Source organism: uncultured Phycicoccus sp., from assembly GCF_947495705.1.
GTDB lineage: Bacteria > Actinomycetota > Actinomycetes > Actinomycetales > Dermatophilaceae > Phycicoccus.
Genome location: NZ_CANLZR010000014.1, coordinates 11695 through 34054, shown reverse-complemented (window position 1 = coordinate 34054; position 22360 = coordinate 11695). Strand labels below are relative to the sequence as shown.

The following is a 22360-nucleotide window of genomic DNA, read 5'->3' as shown; positions in this document are numbered from 1 at the left end:
TGTGCGGGTGAGCCATACGTCGCGACGCCTCCCCCCCGATCGGGCCATAGCCGCCTCCCGGACCCTCCGCTAGCCTCGCAAGACCTTCTCAGGACCGGTGCCCCGCGGTAGGGAGCGGACACTGTGTACCGGTGCCTTTCGGGTTGTGAACGCCGTGAAATCGCTAGTTCGCGTCATCATCCAGTTCAGGTGGCTGGCCCTCGTGACGGCGGCGGTGATCGTGGGTGCGGGCGTCGTCGGCCTGCGCAGCGCCCCGGTCGACGTGCTCCCGGAGGTGAGCCCCCCTTACGTCGAGGTGCAGACGGAGGCGCTCGGGCTCTCCGCCGAAGGGGTCGAGCAGCTCATCACCGCGCCTCTCGAGGCCGACCTGCTCAACGGGGTCCAGGGCATCGCGACGATCCGCTCGGACTCGGTCCCCGGCCTGAGCTCGGTCGTCATGGTGTTCGAGGACGGCACGGACGTCTACCGTGCCCGCCAGCTCGTCGAGGAGCGGCTCACCCAGGCCCACGCGCTGCCGAACGTGTCGAAGCCGCCGATGCTGCTCCAGCCGCTCTCGACGTCCAACCGCGTCCTCATGATCGGCATGTCGTCGTCCTCCCTCTCCGCCATCGACCAGTCCGTCCTGGCCCGGTGGACCGTCCGGCCCCGCCTCATGGGCGTTCCCGGAGTGGCGAACGTGTCCGTCTGGGGGATGCGGGACCAGCAGCTGCAGGTGCGGGTCGACCCCGCCCTGCTGCGGGAGCACGACGTCACCCTCGGACAGGTCGTGGCATCCGCGGGCAATGCCCAGGTGGTCTCCCCGCTGAGCTTCCTCGAGGCGTCCACCCCGGGTACGGGCGGTTTCATCGAGACGGTGCAACAGCGGCTCCAGGTGCGCCACCTCCTCGAGAACCTCGCGGACCCCGCTGAGCTCGGCAAGGTGCCCGTCGTGGGGACCGACGGCACGCTGCGGCTCTCCGACGTCGCGGACGTCGTCGTCGACCACCAGCCGCTCATCGGCGACGCCGTGGTCTCCGGCGGTGACGGGCTCGTCCTCGTCGTCGAGAAGTTCCCCGGCGCCGACACGGCGGAGGTCACCGAGGGGGTGGAGGAGGCCCTGGACGCGCTGGCCCCCGGGATGAGCGGCATCGAGACCGACCTCGAGGTGTTCCGCCCCGCGGACTACCTGGAGGAGGCCGGCAACACCGTGCTGCTCGCCGGCGGGATCGGCGCGGGCCTGCTCGTCCTCGCTCTGGTCCTGCTGCGACGCAGCTGGACGGCGGTCACCGTCACCGTCGCGAGCGTGGTCGTGTCCCTCGCCGCAGCCATCGTCGTCCTCCGGCTCCTCGGGCAGGGCGTGAATGCCCTCGTCCTCCTGGGCCTCGGCGGCGCCTTGGCGCTCGTCGTCGACACCACGGCGGGCTCGGGCGCCCGCTACGCCGGGGCCCTCGGGCGCCCCAGCGCATCCCAGGAGCCGGACCCCGCGGAACGCGTCTCGACCGCGTGGCGTGCGGCCACCACCCCCGCGGTGTACGCCGGCCTCATCGCCGTGCTCGCGATCGTCCCGCTCGCCGTCGTCGCCGGGCGGCCGGGGGCACTGCTCGACCCGCTCGTCGCCGCCTACCTCGCCGCCGTCCTCGCTGCCGGAGCCGCGGCGCTGCTCGTCGCCCCCGCCCTCGGGGCGGTCCTCCTCGGCCGCCGGCACGTCGGTGTGCGGGAAGGCCGCGCATACCGCCTGCTGCGCAGGGCCGCCACCTGGGGGCTCGCGCGGACCGGTGCTCGACCGCGCGTCGCCGTCGCGGGCGCCGCGGTCCTCGGGGTCGCTGCGCTGGCGGTCCTGCCCTTGCTCAGCGTCTCGCTCCTCCCCCGCCTCCAGGACCGCGACGTCCTCGTGCGCCTGGACGGCGCTCCCGGGACGTCGAACCCGGCCATGACCGCCCTGACCGCGGACGTCGCCTCCCGGATCGGTGGCCTCGACGGTGTCGACGCCGTGGGCGCGCACGTGGGCCGGGCCGTCACCGGAGACCGGGTGACCAATGTCAGCTCGAGCGACGTCTGGGTGGCCCTCGACGAGGAGGGCGACCGCGCCGCCACGCTCGAGGCCATCGAGGCGATCACCGACGACGTCGCCGGCGTCTCCGGCGAGATCACGACCACCTCGGCCCGCGCGCTGCGCGACGTCGGCGCCCGAATGGGCGGCGGTGACGGCGTGAGCGGTCAGGGGCTCGGAGTGTTGACCGGGGCGGGACGGGCCTTGACCGTCCGGGTCTTCGGCGAGGACCTCACCGAGCTCGGCGGCCTCGCCGAGGAGGTGCGGACCGAGCTCGACCGGATGACCGGAGTGGTCGACCCACGCGTCGAGATGCCGACCCGCCAGGCCACGGTCGAGATCGAGGTCGACCTCGACCGGGCCCGCGAAGCAGGTCTCACTCCCGGGGACGTCCGGCGCGCCGAGGCGACCCTCCTCCAGGGCATCCAGGTCGGGAGCGTCTTCGAGGCCCAGAAGGTCTTCGACGTCATCGTCCAGGGGGACCCGGCCACGCGCGGGTCGGTCGACGCCATCTCCGCCCTGCCCATCGACACCCCGGACGGCGGCAGCGTGGCGCTGGGCGACGTCGCGGAGGTCCGCGTCGTCGACACCCCCTCGGTCATCGCGCACGACGCGGTCTCTCGCTACGTCGACGTCACCGCCGACGTCGGGTCCCGCGCGCTCGACGAGGTCGTCGCCGACACCCGCACGATGCTCGCAGGCCTCTCCATGCCGCTCGAGTACCACGCCGAGGTCGTCGGCACGACGACCGCCGAGCAGGTCGGCCTGGGCCGCATTCTCGGCTTCGGGGTCGGCGCGCTCGTCGCCGCGCTCCTCCTGCTCCAGGCGGCGCTGCGGTCGTGGCGGGCCGCCGGGATCGTCGTGGCGCTGCTCGTTCCGGCCCTCTCGGGCGGGCTGCTGGCGGTGCTCGTCACCGGCGGGACGCTCGACCTCGGCGGGCTGGTCGGTCTCCTCGTCATCATCGGCCTGGCCACGGCACACGCCGTCGCCCTCGGCTCCCGGGTGCTCGCTCCCGGCGCCGAGGACGAGGCGGAGCCCCGCGGCGCCCGCGACAGCGCCGTCACCGCCGCCGTCGGCAGTCTCGCGGTCGTGGCACTCCTCCTCCCGGCCGTTGCGCTCGGCGGCCGCCCCGGGCTCGAGCTGCTCCACCCGATGGCGGTCGTCGTTCTCGGCGGGCTGATCACGACCCTGCTCGTCATGTCGGGACTCCTGCCCGCACTGCTGGGGCCGGCGACCCGGCGCGGAGCGGTCACCGCCACGGCTCCACCGGCCTCCGCGACCGGCCCGGCGAGCAACGGGTACCCGGCGCCGCCGGTCTACGCACCCGGGGCCCGGCCGTGAGGGGCCGGCAGCTCGGCGGGCTGCTCGCCGCGCTTGCACTGGCCGGGTGCTCGGCGACGGCGGAGGGCGGCGCCGGCACGGAGTACCACCCGGCCGTCGTCGAGGCCGTCCCCGGCGCGGACGTCTGGCGCGTCACGCTCACCGACGACGCCGCCGACCGGATCGGGCTCGAGCTCGGACAGGTGACCCGTACGGCCGACACGACATCCATCCCCTACGCCGCCCTCATCTACGACGGGCAGGGCGCCGCGTGGGTGTACGTCGAGGACACCCCCCTCAGCTTCGTCCGTCGGGCCGTCGACGTGCGTCGCGTCGAGGGCCGGCGCGTCGTCGTCGACGAGGGCCTCGCCGACGGCGCGCGAGTGGCCATGACCGGAGCCACCGAGCTGTACGGCGCCGAACTCGGCATCGACGGCTCACACTGAGGAGAAGCCATGCGCTGGATCGTCTCGAAGAGCCTCCGGTTCCGCTGGCTCGTCGTCTTCTTCTCCGTCGCGCTCATCGCGATCGGGATCGCCGAGATCCCCGGGACCAAGGTCGACGTGTTCCCCGAGTTCGCGCCGCCGCAGGTCGAGGTCCAGACCATCGCGCTCGGCAACAGCTCCAACGAGGTCGAGGAGCTCATCACCGTCCCCCTCGAGGAGCAGCTGAGCGGTATCGAGGGACTGGCCCAGCTGCGCTCGAAGTCGGTGGCGCAGCTGTCCTCGATCCGCCTCGTCTTCGAGCCCGGGACCGACGAGCTGCGCGCCCGCCAGCTCGTGTCGGAGCGGATCTCGCAGGTGACCGCGACGCTCCCCACCTGGGCGAGCCCGCCGTACATGATGCCCGCACTGTCGGCGACGAGCCGGATCATGAAGATCGGGCTCACGTCCGAGGAGTACGACCTCATCGAGCTCTCGACGATCTCGTACTGGAAGATCCGGGCCCGACTCCTGCGCGTCCCCGGCGTCGCCCAGGTCGCGATCTGGGGCGAACGGCTGCCGCAGCGGCACGTCCAGGTCGACCCGGCACTCCTCGCCGAACACGACGTCACCCTCCAGCAGGTCATGGACTCCGCGGCGGACGCCCTGGACGCCGGCTTGCTCAAGTACCGGGACGGCGCCGTCGTCGGTACCGGAGGCTTCATCGAGGGCGACGGCCAGCGCCTCAACATCCGGCACGTCCAGCCGATCATCGGCGCCGCGGATCTCGCCAAGGTCCCGGTCCTGGAGCGAGACGGGCGGATCCTGCGCCTCGACGACCTCGGCACCGTCGCCGTCGACTCCGGCCCGATCTGGGGCGACGCCGTCATCAACGACGGCGAGGGCATCATGCTCGTGATCCAGAAGTACCGCGGCGCGAACACCCTCGAGGTCAGCCGCGGCGTCGAAGCCGCCATGACCGCCATGGAGCCCGGTCTCCAAGGGATCACCTACGACACGACGATCTTCCGGCCGGCCACCTTCATCGAGATGTCGATCGACAACCTGACCCGGGCCCTGCTCATCGGGGTGCTCCTCGTCATCCTCGTCATCATCGCCTTCCTCTTCGAGTGGCGGACGGCCTTCATCAGCCTGCTCGCGATCCCGCTCTCGCTCGCCGCCGCGGTGCTCGTCCTGGACTGGCAGGGCGTGACCGTCAACGTCATGGTCCTCGCCGGGCTCGTCGTCGCCATCGGCGTCGTGGTCGACGACGCGATCATCGACGTCGAGAACATCGTGAGACGGCTGCGCCAGGCGCGTGCCGAGGGCCGCACCGGCTCGACGGCGGCGATCGTTCTCGAGGCCTCGGTCGAGGTGCGCACCGCCATCACGTACGCGACGGTCATCAACATCGTCGCCGTCGTGCCGGTCCTCTTCCTCGAGGGCCTGTCCGGTGCCTTCTTCCGGCCCCTGGTGCTCGCCTACGCCATCGCCGTCTTCGCCTCGATGGTCGTGGCGCTCACCGTGACTCCGGCATTGTGCCTGGTCATGCTGAGCCGGGGCAGTCTGACCACGAGGGAGCCGGCACTGCTCCGGGTCCTCAAGCGTGGCTACACGAAGGTGCTCACGCCCCTGCTGCGCGCCCCGGCCCCGGCGCTCGGCACCGCCGCCGTCGTCATGCTCTCCGGCGCCCTCGTCGTCCCCTCACTCGGTACCCAGCTGCTCCCGAGCTTCAAGGAGCGCGACTTCCTCATGCACTGGCTGACCCAGCCGGGAACGTCCGTGGTCGAGGAGACCCGGATCTCGCAGGCCGCGTGCCAGGACCTCATGGAGATCCCGGGGGTCCGCAACTGCGGCTCCCACATCGGACAGGCCCTCCTCGCCGACGAGGTGTACGGGGTGGACTTCGGTGAGAACTGGATCAGCGTCGACCCCGCGGTCGACTACGACGACACCCTCGCGGAGGTCGACCGGACCGTGACGGCCTACCCGGGCCTCTACCGGGACGTGCAGACGTACCTGCGCGAACGGATCAAGGAGGTCCTCACCGGGTCGAGCGAGTCGATCGTCGTGCGGATCTACGGGCAGGACCTCGCGACGCTGCGGGAGAAGGCCCATGAGATCGAGGAGCGTCTCGCCGACCTGGAGGGCCTCGCCGACGTCCACGCGTCGCTCGAGACCGACGTGCCGCACATCGAGGTCGAGCCGGACGTCGAGGCCGCGCGCCTCCACGGCCTGACCCCCGGTGACATCCGTCGCCAGGCCGCGACGATGATCGCGGGCGAGGAGGTCAGCGACATCTACGCCGGCGGCCGCGCCTACGACGTGCACGTCCGGGCGGTCGAGTCGGCCCGGCACAGCATCACCGACGTCCGGCAGATGCAGCTCGACACCCCGAACGGCGAACGGATCCGGCTCGAGGAGGTCGCAGACGTCCGGATGGCGCCGACCCCCAACGCCATCCAGCGCGACAAGCAGTCGCGCCGGATCGACGTCGGGGCGAACATCGCCGAGGGTGCCGACCTCGGGGCGATCGTCGACGCCGTCGAGGACGAGGTCAGCGGGGTCGACTACCCCCTGGGCTATCACGCCGAGGTGCTCGGGGAGTCCGACGAGCTCGCAGCGGCCCAGGGGCGCCTGCTCCTCTACGGCGGACTGGCACTGCTCGCGATCCTGCTGCTGCTCCAGGCCGTCTTCGGCAGCATCCGGCTCGCGCTGCTCACCTTCGTGCTCCTGCCCATGGCGCTCGTCGGTGGGGTGCTCGCCTCGTTCCTGACGGGCGGGGTGCTCTCGCTGGGCTCGCTCGTGGGCTTCCTCGCGGTCTTCGGCATCGCGGCTCGCAACGGCATCCTCATGATCAGCCACTTCCAGCGGCTCCAGCGCGAGGAGGGGATGGCGTTCGGCCGTGACCTCGTGATGCGCGGCGCCTCGGAACGGCTGGCACCGATCCTCATGACCGCCTCGGCCACCGCGCTCGCTCTCGTCCCGCTCGCCTGGGCGGGCAGCATCCCGGGGCACGAGATCGAGCACCCGATGGCCGTCGTCATCCTCGGCGGTCTCGGCACGGCGACGCTGCTCAACCTGTTCGTCCTGCCCTCGCTGTACCTCCGGTTCGGCGTCCCGCGCGGGGACAGGACCCCGGCCGACGGGCCTGGGTCGCCGACGCCGGTTCCCGTCTGAGCCCTCGCCTCGCGGCTCAGAACGCCGCCGCGGCGGCGCGCCCGGCCTGCCGCCCGCTGAACAGGCACCCGCCGAGGAAGGTCCCCTCGAGCGCCCGGTAGCCGTGCAGGCCACCCCCGCCGAAGCCGGCCGCCTCGCCCGCGGCGTAGAGGCCCGGCACCGGCGCGCCGGCGGCGTCGAGCACACGGCCGTCGAGGTCGGTGTGCAGCCCACCCAGGGTCTTGCGGGACAGCACCCGGAGCCGGACGGCGACGAGCGGGCCGTGCTTGGGGTCGAGGATGCGGTGCGGCGGGTACGCGCGCTTGGTGAGCCGGTCGCCCCGGTACCCGCGCGCCACCCGGATCGCCGCGACCTGGGCGTCCTTGGTGAACGGGTTGCCGACCTGGCGGTCCCGTTCGACGATCTGCCGCTCGAGGTCGGCGGGGTCGATCGGGTGATCCGGTTCGAGGGCGTTCATCGCCGCGACGAGCCCACCGACGGTGTCGGCGGTGAGCCAGTCCTCGCCGTGCTCGAGGAAGGCCCGAACCGCGGGCGGGACCTTGATGATGGGGCGCCGCAGCACGTCGCGGTACCGGCGCCGCGTGAGGTCGAGGTTCTGCTCGGAGCCCGACAGCGCGAACTCCTTGCCGACGAGTGAGCGGTTGAGGACGAACCACGAGTGGTCGGCCCCGGTCCGGCGGAGGTGGGCGAGCGTCGCGAGGGTGTCGAAGCCGGGGAAGTTCGGGCTCGGCAGCCGCCGCCCCGCGGCGTCGAACCACAGCGCGCTCGGCCCGGGGAGGATGCGGATCCCGTGACCCGGCCAGACCGGGTCCCAGTTGCGCACGCCTTCGACGTAGTGCCACATCCGGTCGCCGTTGACGACGGCGCCCCCGGCAGCCTCGGCGATGGCGAGCATCCGGCCGTCGACATGGGCCGGGACCCCGGTGAGCATCGTCGACGGAGCGGCCCCGAGGCGCTGCGGCCAGGCCGCCCGGACGAGGTCATGGTCGCCGCCGATCCCGCCCGAGGTGACGAAGACCGCTTGCGCGCCGTACTCGAAACCCCCGACGACGTCCCGGTTGGACGCGACACCCCGCGGCGACGGGTCCGCCGCGAGCACCGCGCCGCGCACCCCGGTGACGGCGCCTCCGGTGGTGACGAGGCCGTCGACGCGATGGCGGGGGCGATAGACGATGCGCCCGCCCGCCATGTGCTCGCGGGCCCGGCGCTCGAACGGCGCCACGATCCCCGTGCCCGTGCCCCAGGGGATGTGGAAGCGGGGCACCGAGTTGCCGTGGCCACCGCTGGTGCCGTCGCCGCGTTCGGCCCACCCGACGACGGGGAAGAACGAGACGCCGTGCTCGCGCAGCCACGCGCGCTTCGCGCCCGCCGCCCACTCGACGTACGAGCGGGCCCACTCGCGCCCCCAGTGGTCCGGGCCCGGGGCCCCGTCGGAGGTCGTCAGCCGGTCCCAGGCTGCGGTGCCCTGCCAGTCCTGCCAGGCGAGGTCGGCGGAGTCGGTGATGCCCATCCGGCGCTGCTCGGGAGTGCCGACGAGGAACAGGCCGCCCAGGCTCCACCACGCCTGGCCGCCGAGATCGGCCTCGGACTCCTGGTCGAGGAGCACGACCGACCGGTCGGCGTCCGCGAGCTCGCAGGCGGCCACGAGGCCGGCGAGCCCGGCCCCCACGACGACGACGTCGGCATCCACGAGACCCGACCCTATGCCTCCCACCCGACGACCCGGGCGGACCCGTCGAGTGCCTCGACGCGCAGCGCCGCGAGGTCACGCACGACGAGATCGGACTCGCGCTCGAGCTCGGCCCGCTGCATCGTGCTCGCGACCGCGACGAGACCGCCGCACCCGGCGGCCCGCGCGGCCCGCAGCCCGGCGACGGCGTCCTCGACGACCAGGCAGTCACCGGGCGGCACCCCGAGCCGCTCGGCGCCGAGGAGCCACGGGTCGGGCCAGGGCTTGCCCCGGGCGACGTCGTCGGCCGTGACGACGACGGCCGGGTGCGGCAGCCCGGTGGCGCGCAGCCGGGCCTCGGCCAGCGGCGTGCTCGACGAGGTGACGATCGCGGTCGGCACCCCGGCCGCGTGCAGCGCCCCGAGCAGCTCGGCCGCGCCGGGGAGCACGGTGGTGCCGTCGACGTCGTCGACCTCGAGGTCGACGATCCGCGCGTACGCTGCCTCCCGCCGCGGGGCGGGCAGGAGCTCGGCGATGAGGTTGCGGGCCGTGACGCCGTGGAAGCCGGCGAGCCGGGCGGGGTCGACCTCGTGCTCCCGGCACCATCGCAGCCAGGAGCGCTCGACCGAGGCGATCGAGTCGATGAGGGTCCCGTCCATGTCGAGCAGGACCCCGGCGAAGGGCCCGGCGACGGCCGGCGGGACCGGCGTCTGCGGCATGGTCGTCACCCTAAAGGCCTGTCCTGGGCGGGACTCCCCACGTCCGGCAGGTGGCCGACCTAGTCTTGGCCGCATGTCCCGTCCCGCCGGAGCCCTCCGCACGGCCGTCGTCAGCTCGGCCGTGGCGGCGGTCGCGCTCATCGGTGGCTGGACCTGGGCCGCCGAGCTCGTCGGCAGCGGCTTCGACCCCCGCGCGGAGTCCATCAGCGCGCTCGCGTCGCTCGGCACGCCGCACCGGTGGGTCATGACCGCGGCCCTGGTCGTCACCGGCCTCGCCCACTGCGTCACGGCCGCGGCGCTGGGGTCGGCCCGCCTCCCCGGCCGGGTGGCGCTGGCCCTCGGCGGTGTCGCCACCCTGGCGGTCGCCGTGGTGCCGCTGCCGTCCCGCAGCGAGTCCTCGGCGGCGCACACGGTGGTCGCGACCGCCTCGTTCGTCCTCCTCGCGGTGTGGCCGCTCCTCGCGGCCGGGCGCGGCGGGCCCCCGATGCTCGACCGTCGGGTCGCCTGGCCTGCCGGCGGCGTGCTCGTGCTCGCGGTCGCCTCCCTCGGGGTCGGGGTGGGCGGCAGCGGCTTCGGCCTGCACGAACGGGTCGTGGCGGCGATGACCGTGCTGTGGCCCTTCGCGACGGCGGTCGGGGTGTGGTGGTCGGCCGGCCACCGGATCGGCTCGCGACGCCTCCGGCACGCCCTCGCCGGGGTCCTCATCACCGCCGGTTGCCTCGCCACCGGGGTGGCCGCGACGACGGTCGCTCCGGCCACCGCCCAGACCCGCAACTACCAGGCCACGGTCTCCCTCGACAGCGACCCCCGCCGGACCGGTGACCTCGTCGCCGAGACGACGTTCGGCGACGTCGAGGTCTCCTTCGTCGGCCTGGCCCCCGGGATCCGGGCGGTCCCGCAGGTCAAGGCGAGCATCGCCGACGTGCTGTCCCGGCCGCAGCTCAGCCTCTCCGGGCTGCGGCCCGGCCCCGAGGAGCTCAACACCGCGATCCGCGACGTCGCCGTCAGCGTCCTCGGCCGGTTCGCGCTCGGCGCCCTGGCCCTGGCGCTCCTGGTCGTCGGGCTCTGGACGGTGGCCCGGCGTCGACGCCCGCCGCGGTGGCTCGTCGGCGTCGCGGCCCTGTCCTGGCTCGTCACCACGGTGGGGACCACCGCGTCGATCTACACGACCTACCAGCCGAGCCGGCAGGGCAGCTTCACCGCCACCGAGGTGCTCGGGACGCTCCAGCAGAACCAGGGCCTGCTCGGCGACGTCGAGACCCGGGCGACCCAGGTCGCCCCGTACCTGCGCAACCTCCTCGCACTGTCCACCGCCCTCCAGCAGAAGTACGCCGCCGGGGCCCTGGAGTCCGACCCCGCCCTGCGGATCCTCTTCGTCAGCGACATCCACGGTGCCAACCAGTACCCCCTCATGCGCGAGGTCATCGAGCAGCAGAGCATCGACGTCGTCATCGACACCGGGGACCTGCTGACCTTCGGGACGGTCGGGGAGGGTGAGGCCGCGGGGATCTTCGCGGGCATCGAGTCGCTGGAGGTGCCCTACCTCTTCGTCCGAGGCAACCACGACGCGACGAGCCTCACCGACACCTCCGTCCTCGAGCGGATGCAGGAGGTGCCGAACGTCATCCTCCTCCAGCCACCGGGCTCCGGGTACGAGCTGGTGACGGTGGGCGGGGTGACCATCGCAGGCTTCAACGACCCGCGCTTCTTCGGTGACTCGGGGACGGGGACCCCGGCCAAGCAGGTGCCCGCGCGCGAGGCGTTCCAGCGGGCGTTCGTCCAGGCGCCGCCGCCGGACGTCGTCGCCAGCCACGAGCCGTGGGCCCTCGACGGCGTCGATGCCGGGATCCGGCTCAACGGCCACATGCACTCCTCCGACGTCGAGGGCAACCGGGTGCAGGTGGGCACGTTCACCGGCGGCGGGCCGTTCTCGCACTTCGTCGAGGGCGAGGGCGAAGGTGGCGAGGAGCTGACGGGCCAGCCGTCCGGTTTCGACATCCTGACGTTCGGCACCGACTGCCGGCTGTCGTCGCTGACCCGGTACCGCTTCCGCGACGTCATCGAGGGCCGACCCGTCTACGACGACGTCTCGATCGTCAACGGCAACCGCATCGACACCCGCCCGGCGGATCCCGAGCGCACCTGCGAGCCCGGGGACCCGCTGACGAGGACACCGGTCGCCGGGGTGGACGCCGCCGCCCAGGTCGCCCCCGCCCCGCCGTCGTCGTCGGACGCCACGCCCAGCCCCAGCCCCACCGCGGACTGACCGCGCCTCGCGTACCTGGTCGAGGTCAGGGCGCGACGGTGACGGTCGTGCGGTACGCGACGTGCGCCTTGGGGCCACCCCCGCAGCTGAGCGCGGCCTCGGGCAGCTCCTCACGGCGGACGTCGACGAGGGTCCGGTCGGGGACCTGCCCGCTGCCGATGACCTCGACCCGGGTGGTCGCCGGGTCCTCGCCGGCCTCGACCCGGCCGGGCACGGCGTCGTCGACGCCGGCCGGCCCGTGCTCGACGAGGACCGCGGCCAGGGCGGCCTGCACCTCGGGGTCCCAGCGGGTGACCCCGCGCAGGTACTTCGCGGTCACCGTCCCCGCGAGGTGGGAGCGCACGACCTCGGACGCGAACTCGGTGTCGAGGTAGCCGTAGCAGGCACCGTCGGGGAGGCTGAGCAGCGTCCCGGAGAAGCGGTGCCCCCCGAGGTGGGTGCACTCCCACACCTCGTCGGGCCACTCCCGGACGAGCTTGGCGACGATGGGTCGGCCCCGCACGGCGCAGCACGCGTCGCGGGTGCCCTGGGTGCAGACGAGGACCATCGGCTCGGCGTCCTCGTCGCTCGAGCTCAGCTCGACCCCGAGCGACCGTGCGGCGCGCAGCAGGTCCTCCGCGGTGCGCCACGTCCCACGGACCCAGGTGCCGCGCACGGTGTCGATGGCGTACCAGAGCTGGTCACCGGGCTCGGCCTCGCGGCGGCCCTGCCGGCGGATGAGCAGCACCCGGCCGCCGAAGGAGGCACACGTGGCCTCGACCTCCTCGCCCGTCCGGCCCGCCAGCGGTGGGGTGTCGAGCGGGTTCTTGGCCCACGGCCCGGGGTGTTCGATGAGCAGCCAGCGCGAGGCCACCGGCGCGGACCCGGCCAGCGGGTCGCCGCGGTGCCGCGACGCCGCGGAGCAACGGGAGAGATCGGTCAGGGCCACCCGGCGATGCTACGCGGGTGGCCCTGCCGGCTCGTGCGGACCCGTCAGGCGCGCCCGTGGGCGACGCGGCTGCGGCGGCTGAGACTGTCGATGACGACCGCGAGCAGCAGGACGGCGCCGGTGACGACGAACCGGACGTCCGAGGACACCGAGAGCAGCGCCAGGCCGTTGCTGATCGAGAAGATGACGAGGATGCCGAGGAGCGCCGAGTACGCCGAGCCGCGACCACCGAACAGGGACGTCCCGCCGATGACGGCCGCTGCGATCGCGTTGAGGTTGGTGTCGGCCCCGCCGCTGCTCTGGTTCGCCGAGGCGAGCCGCCCCGCGGCCAGGACCCCACCGAGGGCGGCGAAGGTCGAGCAGAGGGTGAAGACGGTCAGGTAGACCCGCTTGACGTTGATGCCGGCCCGTCGCGCCGCCTCGACGTTGCCACCGATCGCGAGCACCGAGCGGCCCCACCTCGTGCGCCGGATCACGAGGTCCATGACGACGACGAGCACGACGAAAAGGACGACCATGTACGAGACGCCCCGGTCGCGGTTGAGCACGTACGTCGCCGCGAGCAGCAGCACCGTGAGCAGCCCGGCGCGCAGCGCGACGGTCGCCAGGGGTTGCGCGGACAGGCCGGCCGCGCTCCGCCGGCGGTCGGTGTTCAGCCGGGTGAGGAGGTAGACGGCCGGCACCGCGACGGCGAGCACGTAGGCCAGCGCGGCGGGCAGGAACTGCTGCGAGGCGAACTGGACCAGCCCCGACTCGAACGGCAGGTTGATCGTGCCGTCCGTGCCGAGGGTCCGGATCTGGAGCCCGAGGAGCACGAGCAGCCCCGCGAGCGTGATGACGAAGCTCGGGACGCCGAAGCGGTTGAAGAGCATGCCGTAGACGAGGCCCGTCGCCACCCCGACGACGAGTGCCGCCGCGATCGCCACCCAGATGTTCAGGCCCTGGTTGACGAACAGGACGGCGACGACCGCGCCCGCGAGGCCCGACATCGAGCCGACCGACAGGTCGATCTGGCCGAGCAGCAGGACGAGGACGACCCCGATGGCGATGACGCCGATCGGGACCATCTGGACGGTCAGGTTGACGAGGTTGCGGCTGGAGAGGAAGAGCGGGTTGAGGGCGTAGAAGACCCCCCAGATGAGAACGAGCCCGACGACGACCGGCAGCGAGCCGAGGTCCCCGGAGCGGACGCGGTCCCACGTGGCGGAGGCCCAGCCACCGATGCCCTGCGAGGCGATGAGGCGCTCGTCCTGGAGGTCCGAGGGGACCGGGCCGGCGCCCGTCGGGTCGGTCGAGGGCGGGGTCTGCGAGGTGGTCACGACTGCTCCTCCTGGGGGGCCCGGCGGGCGGCCCGTGCGGTGACGGCGTTGGTCGTCGCGCCGGTGATGGCGGCGATGATCTCCTGGCTGTTGGTGTCGGCGACGCGGAAGACGCCGTTGTTGAGGCCGAGCCGGAGCACCGCGACGCGGTCGGCGACGGCCATGACGTCCGACATGTTGTGGCTGATGAGGATGACCCCGAGGCCCTTCTCCCGGAGCCGTTCCACGAGGTTGAGCACCTCCGCCGTCTGCGCGACGCCGAGCGCCGCGGTCGGCTCGTCGAGCATGACCACCTTGGGGGCGCCGAGGAGGGAGCGGGCGATGGCGACGGTCTGGCGCTGCCCGCCGGACAGGCTCGCGACGGGGATCCGCACGCTCGGGATCTTCGCGCTCAGCTCGCGCAGGAGCCGCCACGACTCCTGCTCCATCGTCACCTCGTCCAGCGCCCTCTTGCGGAGCACCTCGTTGCCGAGGAAGAGGTTGCCGACGACGTCGAGGTTGTCGCACAGCGCGAGGTCCTGGAAGACGGTGGCGATGCCGAGGGCCTGGGCCTGCGACGGCGAGGTGATCGTGACGGGGCTGCCGTCGAAGACGATCCTGCCGCCGTCGGGCGAGTAGACGCCGGCGATGGTCTTGACGAGGGTGGACTTGCCCGCGCCGTTGTCGCCGACGAGCGCCACCACCTCCCCGGCGGCCACGTCGAAGTCGATGTCCTTGAGGGCCTGCACGGCGCCGAAGCGTTTGGAGACCCCTGTCATCGACAGCACGGGCGCCAGGGTGGTGGTGGTGCTCATGATCGGCTCACTCCTGTGTGAGGGATGCTGCGACGGTCAGCTGATGCCGAGCTCGGTGCACTGGGCGGCGTACTCGGAGGTGCAGATGTCGGCGGCGGTGTAGAAGCCGTCGGCGATGATCGTGTCCTTGATGTTGTCCTTGGTCACGACGATCGGCTCGAGCAGCGTCGACGGGACACCCTCCTTGTCGGCGGACGACGCCACCTGCTCGCCGTTCGCGAGGGCGATGGCGTTCTTCGCGGCGTCCTCGGCCTCGGGCTTGATCGCCTTGTAGATCGTCAGCGCCTGGTCACCGGCGATGACCCGCTGGATCGCGGCGAGCTCGGCGTCCTGACCGGTCACCGGCGGCAGCGGGTTGACCCCGCCTCCCTTGAGCGCGGCGATGGCGCCGCCCGCGGTGCCGTCGTTCGCCGCGTAGACACCGACGAGGTTGCCCTTGACCGTGCCGATCTGGCCCTCCATCCACGACTGCGCCTTGTCGGGGCTCCAGTCGGGGGTGTCGTACTCGGCCTTGATCGTGTAGCCGCTGGTGTCGAGGACGCTGTGCGCACCCGCCTTGAAGTCGGCGGCGTTGGCGTCGGTGGGCGAGCCGTTGATCATGACGATGTCGCCGGAGTCGTCGCCGTTGGCCTTCATCGCGTCGACGAGGCCCTGGCCCTGCAGCTCGCCGACCTTCTGGTTGTCGAACGAGACGTAGTAGTCGGAGCCTGCGACGAACCGGTCGTAGGCGATGACCGGGATGCCCTGGGCCTTCGCGTTCTGGACGATCGTCACGGCCGACTTGCCGTCGACGGCGTCGAGGACGAGGACGTCGACCCCCTGGGTGATGGCGGCCTCGGCCTGCTGCTGCTGCTTGGCGGCGTCCTGCTCGGCGTTGCTGTAGAGGACCTCGCAGTCGGCGCAGCCGGCCTTGACCGCCGCCTCGAAGAGCGGCTTGTCGAACGCCTCGTAGCGAGCCGTCTTGTTCTCGGGGAGGAGCAGGGCGATCTTCTTGCCGCCGCTGTCGCCGCCACCACCGGTGTCGGTACCCCCGCCACCGGAGCCGTCGTCGCCACAGGCCGAGAGGCCCGTCGCAGTGAGGCCGAGCGCGAGGGCGGCGCCGGCGATCCGGATGAGCCGTGTGGTCATGTGTCTCTCCTGTGCCAGAACGTCCGCAGCCACTCTGGTGCGGTTCGCCCCGATTCAACTCGGTCCGCCGCTTGTCGTCAAGACTTGAATACAAGGGGTGGACGCAACGATTCGGTCACGGACCCGTCACCCGACGGCGAGGGCGGCCCGGTCGGCGTCGTCGCGGACCTGGTCCGCGAGGGTCAGCGCGCCGCGGACGTCGGCCTCCTCCGGGGGGAGGCCGCCCGCCCGGACCTGGACCGTCGCGGCAGCGCTCGGGATCGCGCAGCGCTCGATCGCCTCCCGCATCGGCGCCAGCACGACCTCACCGACCCGGGCCACCTGCCCCCCGAGCACGACGACCTCGGGGTTGAGCAGGTTCACCACACCGGCCACGGCGACGCCCAGATGGCGGCCGGAGTCCTCGAGCACCCGGCGGCACCCCGGGTCACCGTCGAGCGCGCGGGCGATGACGTCCTTGAGCGTCAGCGTGCCGTGGGTGTCACGCAGCGCCGCCAGCACGGCTCCGGCCCCGACGAAGGTGTCGAGACACCCCCGGTTGCCGCAGCGGCACAGCGGGCCGTTCTCGTCGATGGTGATGTGGCCGATCTCGCCCGCGGTGCCGGCGCTGCCCCGGAAGAGCTCGCCGCCGATGATGAGGCCGGCGCCGACCCCGTAGGAGACCTTGAGGAAGACACCTGTCGAAACTCCCTGCAGCGCACCGAGCTTGAACTCCCCCATCGCAGCGAGGTTCGCCGTGTTGTCCACCAGCACGGGCACCTGGACCGCGTCCTCCATCGCCGGCCCGACCGCCACCCCGCGCCAGCCGGGCATGACCCCCTCGGACCCGACCTCCCCCGACACGGTGTCGATCGGAGCGGGCAGGCCCACGACGAACGAGCGCAGGTCGGACATCTCGCGGCCGACACCCTCGACGAGCTCCTGCACGAGCCGGGCCGCCCGCGACATGCCCTCGTCTGCGGCGTGGTCGGCGGGCAGCGGCATCCGCTTCTGGCTCACGATCCCGCGAGGTCCCGTCGCGATGGCGACCCGGATGTCGCGGTCGCCGAACACCGCGGCCGCGAGGAGACCCTCGGACGTCGCGATCGAGACCTGGGTCGCGCGGCGGCCGTTGCGGATGCTGGGTGCGAGCCGCACCATCCCGGCGCCGTCCAGCTCCTTAACGAGGTTGGAGACCGTCGCCGCGGACAGTCCCGTGACCCCGGCGATCTCGACCTGGGTGAGCGTCCCGTGCTCCCGCACCGCGTCGAGGACCCGCAGGCGGTTCATCTCCCGGAGGGACGCCTGCGAGCCCGGCGCCGCGCTCGTTGGGTTCACGGGCCAAAGATAAGCGAGCCATGTATCCGGGGGGAAGCACATCGGCATAACCCCGGGTCCGTCCCCGGCGGGCGCGGCGACAGGACCCCTAGCGTGAGCGCACCTCACCCGCCCCGGCGCCCCTGCACGACACCCCTGACCAGGAGGAACCCATGTCCCGACGACGTGCCATGGCCGCCGCCGCGCTGGCCGCTGCCGCCGCCCTCGCGCTCCCCCTCACCCCCGCGCTGGCGGCCCCGCCCGCCTACGTCGCCCTCGGCGACAGCTACTCCTCCGGCACCGGGACCCGTGACTACATCGACGACGGCACCCAGTGCCTGCGGTCGGTCCACGCCTACCCCTCGCTCATCGCGTCGGCCAAGGGCTACGCGCTCACCTTCCGCGCCTGCTCCGGCGCCACGGTGGCCGACGTCACCAACACCCAGCTCACCGCTCTGTCCGCCTCGACGGCGTACGTCTCGATCTCCGTGGGCGGCAACGACGCCGGCTTCGCCGACGTGCTCACCGAGTGCGCGCAGCCGGGGTGGATGAGCAACTGCAACGGTGCCATCGACACGGCACAGGCGTTCATCCGCAACACCCTGCCCGGCCGACTCTCGACCCTCTACTCGAGCATCCGCGCCAAGGCCCCCACCGCCAAGATCACCGTCGTCGGCTATCCGAGGATCTTCAACGGGGAGGACTGCAACGCGTTCACCTGGTTCTCCCCCGCCGAGGAGAGCCGCCTCAACGCGACGGCCGACCTCATCAACTCGACGACGGCGCAGCGGGCCGCCGCGGCCGGCTTCGCCTTCGCCGACCCGACGTCGCGCTTCGTCGGGCACGCCGTGTGCGACGACCCGGAGTGGATCAACGGGCTGTCGAACCCGGTCGTGGAGTCCTACCACCCGAACAAGCCCGGCCACGCGAGCGGGTACACCCCGAGCGTCAGCCCCCACCTCACCGGGTCGACGGTCCGCGCGACGCCTGCCGTCCTGCGGTCCGCCGAGAGGTCGGCCGGCACCCTGGCCGCGACGCAGCGCACGTACGCCGCCCTCGACCGCGACGTCACCCCCGAGCGCTTCGTCGCGCCGGACCTGCACAGCCCCGAGGCACTCGCGGCCGCACGCAGGGCGGGTGTGGACGTCGACGACCGGGCCAGTGTCGACGCCGCCGACCGGCGGTACTCGGCACGCCAGGCCGCCGAGCACCTCGCCCGGGTCGCCGCGCGCTGACGACCCCGGCCCGGAGGGACCACCTGAGAGGATGAACGGAGTCCGCATCCCGCCCATACCCGGAGGATCCGATGCCCGCCCGCCCGCTCGTCGCCGGTGTCGACACCTCCACCCAGTCGTGCAAGGTCGTGGTGTGCGACGCCGAGACCGGTGAGGTGCTCCGGGTCGGCCGCGGCAGCCACCCCGACGCCACCGAGGTCGACCCCAGGCACTGGTGGAGCGCCTGGGAGTCGGCCACCTCGGAGGGCCTCCTCGACGGGGTGGCCGCGATCGCCGTGGGCGGGCAGCAGCACGGCATGGTCCTGCTCGACGACGCGGACGACGTCGTCCGTCCCGCGTTGCTGTGGAACGACACCCGCTCCGCCGGCGCGGCCGTCGACCTCGTGCGCGAGCTCGGCGGCCCGCAGGCGTGGGCGGACGCGGTCGGCATCGTGCCGCTCGCCGCCATCACCGCCGCCAAGCTCCGGTGGGTGCGCGACCACGAGCCGGCGGCGATGGCCCGGGCCGCCCGGTGCGTCCTGCCCCACGACTGGCTGACGGGCCGCATCCTCGCCGCGGGAGGCGGGTTCACCGAGTGGACCACCGACGCCGGCGACGCCTCGGGCACGGGCTACTTCGACGCCGGCACGAGGCAGTACCGCCCCGAGCTCCTGGAGCTGGCCGCGGGGCGGACCCTCGGGGTGCCACGGGTCGCGGGCCCCGCCGAGGTCGTCGGGCGCACCCGCGACGGGCTCGCCGTCGCCCCCGGCACCGGCGACAACATGGGCGCCGCACTCGGCCTGGGGCTGCAGCAGGGCGACTGCGTGGTCTCGCTCGGGACGAGCGGCACGGCCTTCGCGCGGCACGACCGGCCGACCGCCGACGCCCGCGGCTTCGTCCAGTCCTTCGCCGACGCCCAGGACCGCTTCCTCCCCCTCGTGTGCACCCTCAACGCCGCCCGGGTCCTCACCTCCGGGGCCTCGATGCTCGGCGTCGACCTCGCCGGCCTCGACGCGCTGGCCATGGCCGCCGACCCCGGGGCCGGCGGGCTGACCCTCGTCCCCTTCCTCGACGGCGAGCGCACGCCCAACCTGCCGACGGCCACCGGCTCGATCCACGGGCTGACCCGCACCAACGCCACCCCCGAGAACCTGGCCCGGGCCGTCGTCGAGGGCATGCTCCTGGGTCTGGCCAGCGCCGTCGACGCGGTCCGCGAGGCCGGGTGCCCGGTCGAGCGCGTCCTCCTCATCGGCGGCGCCGCCGCCTCTCGCGCGGTCCGGGGCATCGCTCCCGACCTGCTCGGGGTGCAGGTGGCCGTGCCCGCGCCCGGCGAGTACGTGGCGGGCGGCGCGGCCCGGCAGGCGGCCTGGGCCCTGAGCGGAGCGAGCACCGCGCCCGGGTGGGACGTCGCCGTCGAGACGACGCTGGACCCGGTGGCGCCGGGCCGGGGCGCCGAGGTCCGCGAGCGCTACGCCGAGGTCCTGCGCACCGGCTACCCCTCCTGAGCCCGGAGGCTAGGTTGGACGGATGACCGACGCCCCCCGTGAGCTCGACATCGTCCTCTTCGGCGCCACCGGGTTCACCGGCCGGCTCACCGCGGCGCACCTCGCGGGCCACGCCCCGGCCGGCACGCGGATCGGGCTGGCCGGGCGCTCGAAGGAACGGCTCGAGGCCGTCCGCACCGACCTCGGCTGGAGCGCCGCCGACTGGCCGCTGCTCGTCGTGGACGCCCTCGACGAGGACGCGGTGGCCGACCTCGCGGCCCGCGCCCGGGTCGTCGTCACCACCGTCGGGCCGTACGCCACGTTCGGCGCGCCACTGGCGGCCGCGTGCGCCCGCGCCGGGACGCACTACTGCGACCTGGCGGGCGAGGTGCTCTTCGTGCACCGCAGCATCGCGGCCAACCACGAGTCGGCGAAGCGCTCCGGCGCTCGTATCGTCCACGCCTGCGGGTTCGACTCCATCCCGAGCGACCTCGGCGTCCTGCTCTGTGCCGACGCGGCCCGCGCCGACGGCGCCGAGCTCGGCCGCACCCGCCTGGCGGTCCGCACCCTCAAGGTAGCGCCGAGCGGCGGCACCGTCGACACCGCGCGGACCCAGGCCATCGAGATGCGGGCCGACCCGTCGACCCGGCGCATCGTCACCGACCCGTGGGCCCTGGCCGACGGCGGCCGGCCGCCCCGCCCTCCCGGTGCCGGCCGCTCGCCGCGCCGCGGTGGGGTCGGCGGCCTGCTCGACCGCGTCGCCGCCGCCTCCCCCGTGCGCCGGGACCCCGACAACCGGCACTTCACCGGCCCGTTCATCATGGCGTCGTTCAACACCCGCGTCGTCGCGCGGTCGGCGTCCCTGCTCGGGTACGGCGAGGACTTCCGGTACTCGGAGCACTCCGACTACGGGTCCGGCCCCCGCGGGGCGCTGACGGCGAGTGCCGTCTCCGCCGGGCTGCTGGCCGGGTTCGCCGCGCTGTCGTTCGGCCCGACCCGGGCCCTGCTCGACCGGGTCCTACCCGCAGCGGGCGAGGGTCCCACCCAGCAGCAGATGGCCGAGGGCCGGTTCCGCTTCGAGGTGACCGCCGAGGCCACGAACGGCGCCCGCTACCGCGCGACGGTCGCCGCGCCCTACGACCCCGGGTACTCGGGCTCCGCGATCATGCTCGGCCAGGCAGCGCTGGCGCTCGCGGCGGGCGACGCCGGGCTACCGGACGCCGCCGGGGTGCTCACCCCCGCCACCGGCATCGGCGCCCCGCTCGCCGACCGGCTCCGCGCCCACGACTTCACCCTCGGGGTCGAGCGCCTCCCGCACTGACCGCGGCGGCGATGCGGCCGGCGTCGATCGCCAGCTCGCGCAGCATCCCGGAGATCGGGTTGGTGAACCCGGTGAACCACAGCCCCGGCCGGGCCTCGGGGCGCCGGGCCCCCCGGACGGTCGGCAGGCCGCGCTCGCCCAGCACGCCGAGGTGGCCGACGAGCGGCTCGAGCGCCGCCCGGTAGCCGGTCGCCGCGACGACGAGTGCCGGGCGGAGCCGGGTGCCGTCCGTGAGGACGACCTCGTCCCCGTCGAAGGACTCCAGGGCCGCGACCGGCCGGACCCGCCCGGAGCGGATGGCGTCGACGATGCCGACGTCCTGCACCGGCACCCGTCCCTCGAGGGTCCGGGTGTACAGGTCCCGCCCGGCGCGGGGCATCCCGTAGTCGCCGAGGTCCGGCTCCTGGACCGCGGCGAGGACGCCGGCCAGCCGGTCGACGAGCCGCGGCGGCAGCCGGCGGACGGCGATGCCGGTGGCCTGGGCCGGAACGCCGAACCGGTCCCGGGCGAGGATGTGCGGCGGGGTGCGCACCGACAGCCGGACCTCGGCCGCTCCGTGCTCGGCGAGGTCGGTGGCGATCTCGGTGCCGGTGTTGCCGGTGCCAACGACGAGGACGTCCCGCCCGGCCCACGGTGCCCCGTTGCGGTAGTCGCGCGCGTGCAGCAGCTGCCCCGTGAACGCGTCGCGCCCCGGCCAGTCGGGCATCACGGGGGTGTGGTTGTACCCCGTCGCGACGACGACGTCGTGGGCGTGCACGGTGGCCCCGTCGGCCAGGGTGACCCGCCAGCGGCCGGCCGGGGCGTCACCGTCCACCGGGTCGATGCGCCGGACGGCCACGCCCAGCCGCAGGCGCAGCCGGTGGTGGGCCGCGTACTCCTCGAGGTAGCGGACGACGTCGGCGCGAGCCACCCAGCGGCCGTACCGCCGGGGGATGGGGTAGCCGGGGAGCGAGGACCACCGGCGTGGGGTGTGCAGGTGCAGCCGGTCGTAGTGGGTGCGCCACCGGTCGCCCACCCCCGGGGCCGCGTCGACGACGAGGGCGTCGACGTCGCGAGCCCGCAGCGCGCCGGCCACGGCGAGCCCGCCGGGGCCCGCGCCGACGACGACGACGGCCTCGACGGGCTCGGCGGCGGACCCGTCGGCCGGCTCGGACCCTGCCTCGTGTCGCATGTGGCGCACGCTACCTGCGCCACCGCTGGCCGCGGCGAGCCACCCTCACTACACTCCGTAGTAGGAAACCGGTCCCGAGCCGGCGCCACAAGGAGGAGGT

Annotated in this window: 15 protein-coding genes; 7 read left to right on the top strand and 8 right to left on the bottom strand. The window is 73.7% G+C overall.

Features of this window, described 5'->3' with window-relative positions; genetic code table 11:
* Positions 1-154 precede the first annotated feature (154 nt).
* Genes Q0963_RS15705 through Q0963_RS15695 form a run of 3 tightly spaced genes read left to right on the top strand, consistent with a single transcriptional unit; the run spans position 155 to position 6951 of the window.
* Entirely contained in the window at positions 155-3370 is a 3216-nt protein-coding gene (locus Q0963_RS15705; RefSeq protein ID WP_299447880.1) for an efflux RND transporter permease subunit, read from the top strand.
* Positions 3367-3795: a hypothetical protein gene (locus Q0963_RS15700; RefSeq protein ID WP_299447878.1), complete on the top strand. Its 429-nt coding sequence runs from the start codon at positions 3367-3369 to the stop codon at positions 3793-3795. Before Q0963_RS15705 ends, Q0963_RS15700 begins: the two co-directional genes overlap by 4 nt.
* 9 nt (positions 3796-3804) lie before the next feature.
* A complete protein-coding gene (locus Q0963_RS15695) occupies positions 3805-6951 on the top strand; it encodes an efflux RND transporter permease subunit (RefSeq protein WP_299447876.1) in 3147 nt (1048 codons plus the stop codon).
* 16 nt (positions 6952-6967) lie between these two features.
* Here the strand turns inward: Q0963_RS15695 and Q0963_RS15690 are convergent, their stop codons facing one another.
* Together Q0963_RS15690 and Q0963_RS15685 are read right to left on the bottom strand one after the other, a co-directional pair.
* Positions 6968-8641, bottom strand: coding sequence for an FAD-binding dehydrogenase (locus Q0963_RS15690; RefSeq protein WP_299447874.1), 1674 nt, complete (start codon positions 8639-8641; stop codon positions 6968-6970).
* 11 nt (positions 8642-8652) lie between these two features.
* A complete protein-coding gene (locus Q0963_RS15685; RefSeq protein WP_299447872.1) occupies positions 8653-9339 on the bottom strand; it encodes an HAD-IA family hydrolase in 687 nt (228 codons plus the stop codon).
* Positions 9340-9412: 73 nt separating this feature from the next.
* Here Q0963_RS15685 and Q0963_RS15680 point away from each other — a divergent pair, with 73 nt between their 5' ends.
* Entirely contained in the window at positions 9413-11605 is a 2193-nt protein-coding gene (locus tag Q0963_RS15680) for a DUF998 domain-containing protein (RefSeq protein WP_299447870.1), read from the top strand.
* 25 nt (positions 11606-11630) lie between these two features.
* On the opposite strand, the gene Q0963_RS15675 is transcribed toward Q0963_RS15680, so the two are convergent.
* The 5 genes from Q0963_RS15675 to Q0963_RS15655 all read right to left on the bottom strand — a co-directional run bounded on the left by Q0963_RS15675 (position 11631) and on the right by Q0963_RS15655 (position 17091).
* Entirely contained in the window at positions 11631-12533 is a 903-nt protein-coding gene (locus Q0963_RS15675) for a sucrase ferredoxin (RefSeq protein WP_299447868.1), read from the bottom strand.
* Positions 12534-12577: 44 nt separating this feature from the next.
* A complete protein-coding gene (locus tag Q0963_RS15670) occupies positions 12578-13852 on the bottom strand; it encodes a sugar ABC transporter permease (protein WP_299447866.1) in 1275 nt (424 codons plus the stop codon).
* Positions 13849-14646, bottom strand: a complete 798-nt coding sequence (locus Q0963_RS15665) for an ATP-binding cassette domain-containing protein (RefSeq protein ID WP_299447865.1) — start codon at positions 14644-14646, stop codon at positions 13849-13851. Before Q0963_RS15665 ends, Q0963_RS15670 begins: the two co-directional genes overlap by 4 nt.
* A 36-nt stretch (positions 14647-14682) precedes the next feature.
* Positions 14683-15774, bottom strand: a complete 1092-nt coding sequence (locus Q0963_RS15660; protein WP_299447863.1) for a sugar ABC transporter substrate-binding protein — start codon at positions 15772-15774, stop codon at positions 14683-14685.
* 126 nt (positions 15775-15900) lie between these two features.
* Positions 15901-17091 carry an ROK family transcriptional regulator gene (locus Q0963_RS15655; RefSeq protein ID WP_299447861.1) on the bottom strand — a complete coding sequence of 397 codons (1191 nt, stop codon included), beginning with the start codon at positions 17089-17091 and terminating at the stop codon, positions 15901-15903.
* Positions 17092-17243: 152 nt separating this feature from the next.
* Between Q0963_RS15655 and Q0963_RS15650 the strand changes: the two genes are divergently transcribed.
* From Q0963_RS15650 to Q0963_RS15640, 3 genes are all read left to right on the top strand, one after another.
* Positions 17244-18305 (top strand): GDSL-type esterase/lipase family protein, encoded by a 1062-nt coding sequence (locus Q0963_RS15650; RefSeq protein WP_299447859.1) that lies wholly within the window; start codon positions 17244-17246, stop codon positions 18303-18305.
* 71 nt (positions 18306-18376) lie between these two features.
* Positions 18377-19789 (top strand): xylulokinase, encoded by a 1413-nt coding sequence (xylB, locus tag Q0963_RS15645; protein ID WP_299447857.1) that lies wholly within the window; start codon positions 18377-18379, stop codon positions 19787-19789.
* A 22-nt stretch (positions 19790-19811) separates the two neighbouring features.
* A complete protein-coding gene (locus tag Q0963_RS15640; RefSeq protein WP_299447855.1) occupies positions 19812-21089 on the top strand; it encodes a trans-acting enoyl reductase family protein in 1278 nt (425 codons plus the stop codon).
* Here the strand turns inward: Q0963_RS15640 and Q0963_RS15635 are convergent.
* Positions 21058-22260: an NAD(P)/FAD-dependent oxidoreductase gene (locus Q0963_RS15635; RefSeq protein WP_299447853.1), complete on the bottom strand. Its 1203-nt coding sequence runs from the start codon at positions 22258-22260 to the stop codon at positions 21058-21060. The genes Q0963_RS15640 and Q0963_RS15635 overlap by 32 nt on opposite strands.
* Between the last annotated feature and the right edge of the window lie 100 nt (positions 22261-22360).

Coding starts and splice junctions, on each gene's coding strand:
- Q0963_RS15695 (WP_299447876.1), top strand. CDS start 3,805: ATGCGCTGGATCGTCTCGAAGAGCCTCCGGTTCCGCTGGCTCGTCGTC.
- Q0963_RS15685 (WP_299447872.1), bottom strand. CDS start 9,339: ATGCCGCAGACGCCGGTCCCGCCGGCCGTCGCCGGGCCCTTCGCCGGG.
- Q0963_RS15680 (WP_299447870.1), top strand. CDS start 9,413: ATGTCCCGTCCCGCCGGAGCCCTCCGCACGGCCGTCGTCAGCTCGGCC.
- Q0963_RS15665 (WP_299447865.1), bottom strand. CDS start 14,646: ATGAGCACCACCACCACCCTGGCGCCCGTGCTGTCGATGACAGGGGTC.
- Q0963_RS15660 (WP_299447863.1), bottom strand. CDS start 15,774: ATGACCACACGGCTCATCCGGATCGCCGGCGCCGCCCTCGCGCTCGGC.
- Q0963_RS15650 (WP_299447859.1), top strand. CDS start 17,244: ATGTCCCGACGACGTGCCATGGCCGCCGCCGCGCTGGCCGCTGCCGCC.
- xylB (WP_299447857.1), top strand. CDS start 18,377: ATGCCCGCCCGCCCGCTCGTCGCCGGTGTCGACACCTCCACCCAGTCG.
- Q0963_RS15640 (WP_299447855.1), top strand. CDS start 19,812: ATGACCGACGCCCCCCGTGAGCTCGACATCGTCCTCTTCGGCGCCACC.
- Q0963_RS15635 (WP_299447853.1), bottom strand. CDS start 22,260: ATGCGACACGAGGCAGGGTCCGAGCCGGCCGACGGGTCCGCCGCCGAG.